At 37.9% G+C, this 10,569-nt stretch carries 11 protein-coding genes and 1 pseudogene; 7 read left to right on the plus strand and 5 right to left on the minus strand.

Annotated elements, in window-relative coordinates; genetic code table 11:
- Positions 1-431 precede the first annotated feature (431 nt).
- The 3 genes from ACFINR_RS07930 to ACFINR_RS07940 are packed head-to-tail and all read right to left on the minus strand — an operon-like array spanning position 432 to position 2,119.
- Positions 432-986 carry a hypothetical protein gene (locus ACFINR_RS07930; protein ID WP_375613263.1) on the minus strand — a complete coding sequence of 185 codons (555 nt, stop codon included), beginning with the start codon at positions 984-986 and terminating at the stop codon, positions 432-434.
- Between the two features lie 48 nt (positions 987-1,034).
- Entirely contained in the window at positions 1,035-1,658 is a 624-nt protein-coding gene (locus ACFINR_RS07935; protein ID WP_375653855.1) for a hypothetical protein, read from the minus strand.
- A complete protein-coding gene (locus ACFINR_RS07940; RefSeq protein ID WP_375613261.1) occupies positions 1,598-2,119 on the minus strand; it encodes a hypothetical protein in 522 nt (173 codons plus the stop codon). Before ACFINR_RS07940 ends, ACFINR_RS07935 begins: the two co-directional genes overlap by 61 nt.
- A gap of 1,825 nt (positions 2,120-3,944) precedes the next feature.
- Here ACFINR_RS07940 and ACFINR_RS07945 point away from each other — a divergent pair.
- Positions 3,945-4,511, plus strand: a complete 567-nt coding sequence (locus ACFINR_RS07945; RefSeq protein WP_375631961.1) for a hypothetical protein — start codon at positions 3,945-3,947, stop codon at positions 4,509-4,511.
- Between the two features lie 857 nt (positions 4,512-5,368).
- On the opposite strand, the gene ACFINR_RS07950 is transcribed toward ACFINR_RS07945, so the two are convergent.
- Positions 5,369-5,593: a hypothetical protein gene (locus tag ACFINR_RS07950; protein ID WP_375653858.1), complete on the minus strand. Its 225-nt coding sequence runs from the start codon at positions 5,591-5,593 to the stop codon at positions 5,369-5,371.
- Positions 5,594-6,009: 416 nt separating this feature from the next.
- Between ACFINR_RS07950 and ACFINR_RS07955 the strand changes: the two genes are divergently transcribed.
- The 6 genes from ACFINR_RS07955 (at position 6,010) to ACFINR_RS07980 (ending at position 9,570) form a co-directional block, all read left to right on the plus strand.
- Complete coding sequence (locus tag ACFINR_RS07955) at positions 6,010-6,954, plus strand: YopJ/AvrA family T3SS effector serine/threonine acetyltransferase (RefSeq protein WP_375653861.1); 945 nt, start codon at positions 6,010-6,012, stop codon at positions 6,952-6,954.
- Between the two features lie 610 nt (positions 6,955-7,564).
- Positions 7,565-8,227 carry a lysozyme gene (locus ACFINR_RS07960; protein ID WP_375630096.1) on the plus strand — a complete coding sequence of 221 codons (663 nt, stop codon included), beginning with the start codon at positions 7,565-7,567 and terminating at the stop codon, positions 8,225-8,227.
- Positions 8,224-8,460 carry a hypothetical protein gene (locus tag ACFINR_RS07965; RefSeq protein WP_273790902.1) on the plus strand — a complete coding sequence of 79 codons (237 nt, stop codon included), beginning with the start codon at positions 8,224-8,226 and terminating at the stop codon, positions 8,458-8,460. Before ACFINR_RS07960 ends, ACFINR_RS07965 begins: the two co-directional genes overlap by 4 nt.
- The gene (locus tag ACFINR_RS07970) at positions 8,384-8,596 is read left to right on the plus strand and encodes a hypothetical protein (RefSeq protein ID WP_273790903.1); all 213 of its coding nucleotides are present in this window, start codon (positions 8,384-8,386) and stop codon (positions 8,594-8,596) included. Before ACFINR_RS07965 ends, ACFINR_RS07970 begins: the two co-directional genes overlap by 77 nt.
- The gene (locus tag ACFINR_RS07975; protein ID WP_375613255.1) at positions 8,589-8,789 is read left to right on the plus strand and encodes a hypothetical protein; all 201 of its coding nucleotides are present in this window, start codon (positions 8,589-8,591) and stop codon (positions 8,787-8,789) included. Before ACFINR_RS07970 ends, ACFINR_RS07975 begins: the two co-directional genes overlap by 8 nt.
- 583 nt (positions 8,790-9,372) lie before the next feature.
- Complete coding sequence (locus tag ACFINR_RS07980) at positions 9,373-9,570, plus strand: hypothetical protein (RefSeq protein ID WP_375653865.1); 198 nt, start codon at positions 9,373-9,375, stop codon at positions 9,568-9,570.
- 706 nt (positions 9,571-10,276) lie between these two features.
- Here the strand turns inward: ACFINR_RS07980 and groEL are convergent.
- A pseudogene (groEL, locus tag ACFINR_RS07985) lies at positions 10,277-10,473 on the minus strand (chaperonin GroEL); the annotation flags it as partial.
- Positions 10,474-10,569 lie beyond the last annotated feature (96 nt).

Raw genomic sequence — 10,569 nt, forward strand, 5'->3', positions numbered from 1 at the left:
TATCATTTTGTTCAACTGACGGGTCACGATAAAACGCATAATAAAAACAATCGGTAAGAATAAAAAAGTACAGGCAAACATCCATGCCAATGGCTCGAATACGACAAGAGAAACAAAGCTCTTCCTTCTCCATACCTTAACGACAGCAGTTATAACTATTGGAGCAGTCGCCATGACCGTAGAAAGATAGCATATTTTTTTATAGTCTTGCCAAACAAGAGAAAGCTGTTTTTTATTTTGGGGAGATCTGTCTTAAGGCGATATCGCGTTCATTAAGCACGCATTTCAGTTCTTTTTTCACGCGGCAATAAAGCCTCGCACGCTTGATAAACAGGTAATAAATGACAACGATTGGCACCCACAATAAAACATTTAAGACCATAAAGAACAGGAAAGAAAAGGCCATTAATGTTATAAGACTACTGGTCATTTTATCCTCCACGCCCATTCTTCATACGAATTGCCTGATCGCGTTGTTGTATTGCTTCTTTCAATTGTTGAAGTTTTTTGTTCAATTTTCTCGTTAATTTTATACACATGATCCCAATGATCGGAAAAAAGAGAAGAAGCCCAAACCATAGAATGCTCAACAGCTGCATGATAACGCCGACCATATCGCTCTTCCACCATACCAAATTTGCGACAAAGAAAGCAGATTGCAAAACAGTAAAGAGGATAAAGATAAAAAAGATTATTTTACATTCTTTCGAAGAAAGAGGCAGAAATTCTTTGAAGTTAAGAAAGCGCATTGTCGCATCAAGGGTTTTATGTGCGAGATTGTGTCTTTTCATTTCTCCCAGATCATTGCACAATTGTTGTATGGCTTGCTTTTTTTGCGTTGTACTCTTTTTCAAGTCTTGAGAGAGTTTAAAAGATAACCTCATATGCTTGATCAACCGGTAAGGAAGCCGGATCATAACCATAAACATTACAATGGCAATGATGGTGAACCCTAAAAAAGCCAAAAATTTTATAACAATAGTCACGTGTTTCCCCTATCGCATTGATGTGAAATCATCATTTTTATTCTCTTCTCAAGCAACCATTTCTAATTTCTTTATTGTTTTTTTCACGCCATAATGAAGGAGACTATGGAAGATTAAAATGACAGGTAAAGCGACAACAATACACGCACAAAACCAAAACAGCAGCTGCATGCCAAAACCGCCAACCTTAAACAATAGAGGCATATAATTGTGTAAAAAAATCACAGATTTTGGAAGAAAAGCAAAAAAAGCGAGCAAAACTGCGAAAACCACAATCACAATGAAAGCTAGAAAAAAGATGATACAATAATCTTTTCTTGAAAGTTCCAAAGATTCTTGAAAAGAAAGGGGGCTGAACTTTATTGCACAAACTGTATTTTGTCCTATGCTGACTTTCTGATTATGCCCCAAATTCTGCAATGCACCCTTTTTTAATTTCCGCCGCATCCCACACAACAATATTGTCCGTTTTATCAAAGAATAATAAAGTACCAAGATTGTCATCAGAGTAGAAAAAAGTATCATGATCTCCCCGAGAAACATGACAGTACTCCACCATACTGTGGTCAAAATTACAAAAGTACTTATAAAAGAAGCAGCCACTTGTTTCCCTATTGTGTTTTGTTGAGAGATTGGTTGTCTAGCTGTTGCTGCTCTGGCAATGTATCCCACAGCTTCATCATTTCCTTCACCTCCCGTTTAGAGATAGCGTTAAAGACAAAAAAGAGTGGAAAGAACACCACAAGAACACCAAAAATCATTTGCGGCAAGAGACATAAAAAAGCCCAAACACTATTCCATCCCGCGTCACGCAAAAACACGATTGCAGGATTATTTTCAAAAGGCTGTTTCAAGATCTCCTTAATCATTTTTCGAAGATCTCCTTGTTCCATTTGTCCCAGTGCTTGAAACTGTTCTTTGGATATAACGTGAAAAAACTCCAAAGGATTCATATAGACAGTCGCGGCAAAAAGCACCAACAAGAGGATAGCCAAACACAAAATGATGACGTAATCTTTTCTTGAGAGAGCCGTCCATTTTTTGAAAACCGCACACTGATTTAACACGGGCTGTGACGCAAAAGCCGTATTTCCCTTATGGGCAGATTGGTGTTGTGATTTATCTTCGATCATACGGATATTTTCTCACTTCTAACATGCCCACTCACTCTTTGAGAACATGCAACCAGCAAAACCGGTTTATCTAGCACTCTTTTCACCATGAAACACGCGCTATAAGCCCCTTTAAGTCTATTTTTAAAATTTCTCATACGTGACAACATACAATCCCTAAACCTTACAAGCACAAATGCCATTGTATCCTCTTATCTATTACCCACACTTCAAAAGACAATGTTTCACAAAACTCAACAAGCAAAAATATTCAATCTAAGAAATATCTGATGTGTAAAGTTTACAAACAATACGCTGATTTATAACAATTTATTGTTTTTCATATTAAATGAGAACCCTAAATACCGTAGGATTGTCTTATTCCAAACCTATTCCATATTAAATCAACCCAAACCATGTCTCTTGTGCGTTACAAGCAGAAAGAGCCATATAGAGTAAAACATTAAGAAAGGATGATAAATGCCTCTAAGGAAGCGCCTCAAATGCCAAGGGCTGTCTCAACAATGAGAGCTGGCAAAATGTGTGATGCTATAGACTTTCTTCTTTACAAGCGTAAAAATGGAAGTGTGCAATAGATTTTATATTATTCAAACTTTATATGGATTTCATTGGGGACTTTATCGTTATACCCTTCATGAGCACCCTTGCAAAATGGGCAAAAGAGAGCCCTAAGACATGGCTCTTTAAAAAGCAACACAAAACAAAGTCAAACAAGCAATCGATTATCCAGTATAAAAAACGTGCGACAAACAACCTTAATCCTCATTTGAAAGCTTCTTAATCAAAAAGGCTTCATTTTAAAAATTCTTCATTAAAGATGAAATATCTCACAGCCCCTACATTTGTATAGCCCCTACATTCATCAAGGCATCTCTTATAAAAGCATCTTTTTATAAAGGCATTTTCTTCTTATAAAAACAGCCTCTTTCGATAATGCATTCCGTCCTTTAAACGACATCCCCTCGTTTTATAATAAGATCCATTAAAACGGAGATTTTTATACTCTATAAAGGATACTTATAAAGGATACACCAAACAAAATAGCGAGATCATTCACAGTTTATTTTAAGCCGATAAACGATATTTTATTTGAAAATATAGGGCATCTTATGCTATTATAATAGAATGCGGAGGTTTGCTTTTTGCCGCTCTCTGCCACTCAACAGAAGACAATATATCTCCTATAAAGGATAAAAGTATGCTTAACAGCGTGATGTATATCAAATATCTTGGGAAAGCGCCCAACAACAAAAAAATAAGAGAACCCAAATAAAAAGCTTCCAACTTAAGAAAACAATGACCTTTCAAAAGTGGAATTGAAAAATTTCCACAAAGCGCTCGTGAAAAAAGAGACAAATAATCCCATTAGAAAAAACTTCCCATTAGAAAGACGATGACATGCCCTTGAAATCCATTGTTATTTTTTCATTCACATTTGACAAAAATTTTCCTTCAATCTCTCAAGAACAGTTAAGAAATATTTAAAAAGCAAATAATCCGCTAGCAATAAAAAAATAAGCATGACAGGGGCGGAAGATAAGACTGATAGGGATAAGATAAAAAAGGTAAGAAACCACCTTAAAGATGATTTTTTCGCCCCACACCGTTGCTTTTCTTTGCATTTAAAACGCCTTTAGTATCGTTTGTTTTTTGATCTGCAACGGCTGATATTTCCCAGTATTTGCTCACTCCCCCAGTATTTTCCTCTTTTTAAGTATTTTCCTCCTTTTAAGTATTTGCTCCCCCCAATATTTGCGCCAAGTGCTTTTTACATCACTGTCCCCCATCAACAGACAGTTTCTTTTTCATTCAAATGGTTAAGTTCATGAAAATACGTAAAAAACGCGGTAGATCGAAAATAACAGGAAAGCGAGAGCCCAATAGCTGTATTTCACGTGCCCAAAGTTCCAGCGAATCTGCGCTTCAATCTGCGATTGAAATGCGTGCAAAACACTTTGGTTTAAGCCTCGAAGAAGCGAAAAATCCGCTTGTCGGAACCTATATTGGGCGTCTTTGTTTGCTTGGCTATAAAGAGGCTTCATCAGGCATCAGTAAAGAGCAATATGACACGGCGCAACAATACTTGCAAATTAGAAACGACTATTTATGTGCAAAAGGTTTACCAAACGGTTATTATGATGGTTTTACGCACAGCGCATCAGATGAGAAAGCAAAAAAGCAATGGGTCCAAAGAGCAACGGAACACTATGAAGCTATGCAAGAAGCGATTAAAGAAGCACAATATCTACATCGTCAACACAACTTTCATGCGGCATTACACTATCTTGTTATAGAAGATCAACCGCTGCCTAATCTTGTTGGTTCGTTGCGTATTATTCTTGATGCCCTTTATAAACATTTTGACAGTTCTACCCAAAAGAGCCTTGGCTAAAACACCCATCATTTCCTTCCCCTCACAGGATAAAGATTCTCCCCCTTCTTTTATAACATGCCTCTTTATAACCAGCGCCTTTATAAAGTCCCCCTTTGGCAAGTGACACTTGAGATCCACTGAGCATGCCCTTTCATAAAATTTCATGGGATTGACAAGCTTAAAGCGCACAACAAACAAGCTTAAAAATATCCACCACGCCCTTTAAAAAAATACTTCAACTGTCAAAGAGACTTAACCTTATACCTACCAGTGCCTCACTTAATCCATGCCTCAAAGGACAATATTTCACGGCATATTCACGGCATGGACAGGATAAATATTGCCCCCTCTTTAAAAAACAGCAACATTCTTCCCTCTACCCCCATTGTAACAAACCACCCTCATCATACACTTCACCCAATATCGCGACATCCTTAGCTCTTCAGACAATTCATTATCGTCATTTTACGTCTTTTCTTGTACAATTCCATATGGCTTTCCTGATCTTATGACGGACAAAAACTATGGCTTTTATTTCAGCATAATCTGGGTTTCTCATTCAAGACTAAATAACGATAAAATATCCACTATAAATAAATAGTTTATCATTAAAACAACCCGTTGATTTTTGACACAATTAAAAGCATCATCCCTTAAACGAAAGAAAAAGCCCCTACCAACAATCTCCTCCCTCATCAACAACTGCACCGATAACCCTCCCCCCATCACATCACCACTAATACGACAGCCAGCATAGCCCCAATCACCCCCACAAATCGCCAACACCTAAAGCTTTGCCCCGCAACACCTTCCAACCACCGCCTTCCCAATTCCATCAATAAAATACCACGGATTTCAAAACCACAATTCTCCCTTCATCTTGTCCCCTCCTTTCTCAAAGGAGAAAATGTTTTTTGCCACATCAAAAACTTTTCCATTAAAACAAGATATTTTGCTGCATAGCCAATGAATGAGCTTTTTTCTGTAGATTTTTCCCGCGATAAAGGAGGAAAAATAATCGTTTTGCGGTTGACAGAATATGAAAAATCGTATTTAATGATGGGTGCGGTAAGGGGTTTTCTGCGTCCAGATTTCATCATAAAATTTTCGCATTATTATAGACTATTATAAGTTATTATAGACTGTTATAAAACAGTGTGTTTCGCGACAATGTTTAAAACTTTACGGTTTGAAGGTATCTTTCGTCTTTTTCTGACTGTTTTCTTTTGCATTACACAATTTGCATCACCAACAGCCCCATAATTTTGAGATTTTCAAAACAAGTGGTATTCAATAAGGGCTCCCAATAGAACGCCCTAATAATCCCCCCATAAAATACCAATATCATACATCACAGCAATGATGAGCAATACACGCATAAAAATATGAAAACGACATCATTATGCTCTCATCGCCTCACCTTTCAAGATGCAAAGGCTTGTTTTTCAAAACATTGTTTAGCCAGAATTGAAGAAGATAGTATCACTTATCGATCATCAACATAGAGGCTAAGATTATGAAGCCACAAGATTCTCCCCCACCACATTCCTCACAAACCCCAGAAGGGGCCAGTGCACCTGAAGGGGCGCATGCAAATGCATCATTAGACACTCTTACTGCACATTTAGAACGGCTTAACATTGAAAAAATAAAAAACACCCCTTTTAATCGTGCGGAATTAAAAGATATTATTGCCGGTTTAGAAAAGCATAATGCCGATGGCAGTTGGATCAAAAATTATTATGATATTCTAGATCTGTACATGATGCCAGCCTTGGTCGATCAAGCAAATCGTAAATATCCAGAGATGAATCTCAAACTTACAAGCCCCCCTGACGGCTTTGCCCTTGCACTCAAAGAAACGCTCGAAAAGGGCATAAAATCTTCTAGGCTGATCGTTAACGCACAAGATAGGGGAATTCATTTTGCGGTTGTCGATCATCAAACCATTGATAATAAAACATCTCTGATATTTTTAGAACCTACCTCACTGCGTGACACGCTTCCCGCATTACTTGCATTAAGAACGCGACAATCCATTGAACATCACCAATTTCCGAATATTCATTTTGCCATGGTAGAAATGGATATTCAACGAAGCTCCTCTGAATGTGGGATGTTCAGCTTAAGCCTTGCCAAAAAGCTTTATCTCGAAGCTCAAAAATTAGAAAGACTACACAAAGATAATATTAAGGGTGTGTTATGTGAACCAGACACGCCTTTACCTGCTGAAAAATTAGATCCATATCTTCCAGCTCGTTTATACAAACACGTGCAAGGCAGAAGACGTCTTGGGGAATATCTAAAAGCCAATCCAGAAGCAGCACAGGAGAAAGTAAACAAAAAAGGCGAAACCCTAAACGAGAGGTTTGAGAGAAGCTTGGTAGCAACAGAGACAAAAACTGTTTCTGTTTCACAACACAGAAAAAGAGCCACAGAATACAAATCTCTAATGATGTAAGTGAGGCTTTTCCATATTCCTATTCATCAAAGAACGAAGAGAGGCTGCTTTACGGCTAAGATTTCTCTAAGCAAACCAGCTTTTGCGCTCATAAAACAAAAATAGCAAACAACTTTTCTCTTAAAGGGAAAAAGCACCATTGTCCTATAAAAACCAGCCCCTCTTAAAATTATATCAAAATTCCACAGCTCTTGTTAGCCCAAAGCTCTGTGTAACAATGAGACTCTTTGGATAAGCAAAACGCTTGATACATAAAATATTTAATGCTTTCGTCTTCAGTAAAAGCATATGTCTTGTTTTTCTGAAAGTGTCCGCTTCGTATCTCAAACACCCCCACATCAATGCCATACGACCAAACAACCGCAATAGACCACACTTATCGTGCATCAACCAAACAGCTTCCCGCACCCCAAGAAGGCTCCATCAAAAACACCAGCCCAACTATTATTCCACTTACCCAACCATTCCCCCATTCCCTAAGATGTCACAACCAACCTTTTGATTTCATAAAAGTTTCACATCTCTTCTGTTTTTGAAGCGTGAAAAATTTCATTTTTAATCTGTCAACCAGCCTCACGTTAACGTGAGGCTTTATTTTATGGAGAAGCAAATGAGAAAAATATCTAAAGCAGGGCTTGCGCTCATTAAACAATGGGAAGGATTGCGTTTACAAGCCTATAAAGATGCCATCGGGGTGTGGACAATTGGCTATGGTCATACCAGCGCGGCTGGCAAACCGTTCGTTCACAAGGGCATGATCATTACTGAAAAACAAGCAGAAGAAGTTCTTTCTCAAGATTTAAGACAATTTGAAAATACCGTTGAAAAACATGTGACGGTTTCTTTAACGGATGAACAATTCGCCGCGCTCGTATCGTTTTGCTATAATATAGGAACATCGGCTTTTTGTAATTCGACCCTTCTAAAAAAGCTCAATAATGGCGAATATGAAGCCGTCCCTTCTGAGTTACAAAAGTGGACTAAAGCAGGAGGAAAACGTCTTCACGGTTTAGTGCACCGTCGTGCAGCAGAATCGGGATTATGGGCAAAAGGGGCTTATGTTTCTCCCAACTACCAAACTGTAGAAACGCAAGCTCCAATGGGATTTTTCAAAGCAGAAGCGCTTACACCAATTATTGGTTCTTTTTCTGGACTTGGGGGCTTATTGGCAGGCAATGGTCCTATCCAATGGGCATTAGCAACCATTATGGTTTTAGCCGCCTGCGTTGGCATTTTCTTTGTGGCAAAACGGTTTCGGGAGCAGCGCTTATGATGTGGTGGTTGAAAAAAAATCTGATGATAACAGGAGCGGCTCTGACCGCTTTTTTTATCGCTTTAGCAAAAGCTTTCACTCTTGGAAAGAAGGTTGAACAACAAAAGCAAATAGAAAAAACGCTAAAGTCATCAACAACACGGCTAGAGGTGGAAAATGAAATTAATCAAAAAAGTGATGCTGATGTACGCGCTGCTCTTACTCACTGGTTGCGCGATAAAAACAATCAATGAGCCTTTTTCTTGCGTTGGTTGGATGCCCATTTATTTAGACAAAAAAGATCTCAATATCATCAGTTCAAATCTCGCAAGAGATATTTTAAAGCATAACAAACAAGGGGAAGGCTTGTGTGGGTGGAAACATGGCTAGAAAAAAAACAGAGCTTACAGAAAAGGAAAAAGAAGTCCTACAAGAAATCATCACAACGTATAAAAGTGTAAAAATGATGTCACGCTATACGAAATGGATTATATTCATCATTTTCTTATTAGCACTTGATTTTTCACGGATCGTAGATGTGCTGGGAAGTATTTTTACACAAAAATCGAATATTCAGCTCTAAAATAAATAAAAAACGTGAGACGTGTTAAAGCTTTTAAATATAAAAAGCCATTCGTTATTTTTTGAAAACATGGAGATTTTATTGATGATTTTTCATGTCTCACGAGAAATTTTTATACACTCTTCACAAACACTTTCATGAAATGAATTTAGGGGTATGAAGAGAGATTTTTAACCAACGCGTAAGTCAGCAACTTTGGTAACATAAGAAAAGGATCATACCAACATACATTTTTTTAATAATCTATTGATATCCAAATGATTTTATACTCTTCATAAATAGCATTGCCAAGAATTTGTATTAAAAGACATTTCTTTTAAAGAAGCGCATAAACAAGCAATGTAATGGTAGCCTTACATAAAGCCTCTCATCCTCCTCTCACCTTCCCAATGCCCTGCCTCCCAATACCCTGCCTCCCAATTTCCACCCTCTCAATGCCCTGACTCCCAATTTCCACCCTCTCAATGCCCTGACTCCCAATTTCCACCCTCCCAATACCCTGCCTCCCAATACCCTGCCTCTCAATTTCCACCCTCTCAATTCCCTTATGTTCTATGCATAAAGGTCAAGTTGAAGAGAATATATGGAAAATCCTTGGCTCGAAAATATGAAAAGAAGGCATGAGGCTACAACAGAATTTCGCGTGCCTTTATCATCAGAAGCATTAAAAATTCTAACACAAGCACGCCTACTGTCTTGTCATGATTTTTTTCGGCTACCTGTCATGGTCCCCTTAGTTCAAAAATTGCTCCCCACTCAAGAATTTTCTGTCACAATATAGGCAACAAACAGAACTTGAGTATAACAACATGGGTTTGGCTCCAGTTTAGGTGATGAGCTTACCGAAAAAAAGATGAGAGCAAGGCGAAAAATTAGCTTTTATCTTTAAGCTTCTCAAATGGAGCAGTCTCCCCATTTCAGAGATCAACGAAACAGAGAGATGCTTATTCTCCTATGCAAAAGCTTGAAATACCAGCATCTTATTCATAAAAAACAAACCAGCCCCATCATGCTCTTTTCAACTCTGTCTTTCCAACGCTCAATAGGTACTAACTCTTAACTACTGACTCTTTTTAACTACTGACTTTTAATGATTGCGTTGGTTCATAAAAACCGTAGTGACCTCTCACCTTATGAAGCACAAACACAGGATTTTTTAACGATGCATGCATAAACCTGAAATAAAAAAAACAGAACTGTATTAGGAATAAATGATTATAAATCAAATAGTTATATTTTTATTAGCACAATATTTTCAAAGGAAACCACGATCCCCGCACAATAGAAACATTTCATAAAAACAAGAGAAAAAGCTATGGATTAAGAGTGAAATTCATTCACAATAACGGTAGATCAACCAGAGGAGAATAGAACAATCCTATAAGATAAAGAAACTATCATAAAAGGAAAAACTGTATGAAACGTGAAAAATCATAAAAAAACGGGCACAGAAGACCCGTTTCTTTATTACGTCTATGGAAAAGAGCTTAGAAATCCATTCCACCCATTCCGCCAGCAGGCATCGGAGGCATTGGTGTATCTTTCTTTGGAACTTCAGCAACCATTGCTTCTGTTGTGATCAGAAGGCTCGCAATTGAAGCCGCATTCTGAAGAGCAGAACGCAAAAACTTTCACGGGATCAACAATTCTTGAAAGCAATCAAATCACCGAATTCACCGGTTGAAAAACATGAAAAAGCATAAAAAAAAACGGGCACAGAAGACCCGTTTCTTTATTACGTCTATGGAAAAGAGCTTAGAAATCCATTCCACCCATTCCG

The organism is Bartonella sp. AP19HLJMH (assembly GCF_042196245.1).
GTDB lineage: Bacteria > Pseudomonadota > Alphaproteobacteria > Rhizobiales > Rhizobiaceae > Bartonella.

What these genes read in the sequence shown, in the direction of transcription:
- ACFINR_RS07965 (WP_273790902.1), top strand. Translation starts at nt 8,224, where the DNA reads ATGATGTGGTGGTTGAAAAAAAATCTGATGATAACAGGAGCGGCTCTG.
- ACFINR_RS07975 (WP_375613255.1), top strand. Translation starts at nt 8,589, where the DNA reads ATGGCTAGAAAAAAAACAGAGCTTACAGAAAAGGAAAAAGAAGTCCTA.
- ACFINR_RS07940 (WP_375613261.1), bottom strand. Translation starts at nt 2,119, where the DNA reads ATGATCGAAGATAAATCACAACACCAATCTGCCCATAAGGGAAATACG.
- ACFINR_RS07955 (WP_375653861.1), top strand. Translation starts at nt 6,010, where the DNA reads ATGAAGCCACAAGATTCTCCCCCACCACATTCCTCACAAACCCCAGAA.
- ACFINR_RS07960 (WP_375630096.1), top strand. Translation starts at nt 7,565, where the DNA reads ATGAGAAAAATATCTAAAGCAGGGCTTGCGCTCATTAAACAATGGGAA.
- ACFINR_RS07950 (WP_375653858.1), bottom strand. Translation starts at nt 5,593, where the DNA reads ATGATGAAATCTGGACGCAGAAAACCCCTTACCGCACCCATCATTAAA.
- ACFINR_RS07980 (WP_375653865.1), top strand. Translation starts at nt 9,373, where the DNA reads ATGGAAAATCCTTGGCTCGAAAATATGAAAAGAAGGCATGAGGCTACA.
- ACFINR_RS07970 (WP_273790903.1), top strand. Translation starts at nt 8,384, where the DNA reads ATGAAATTAATCAAAAAAGTGATGCTGATGTACGCGCTGCTCTTACTC.
- ACFINR_RS07945 (WP_375631961.1), top strand. Translation starts at nt 3,945, where the DNA reads ATGAAAATACGTAAAAAACGCGGTAGATCGAAAATAACAGGAAAGCGA.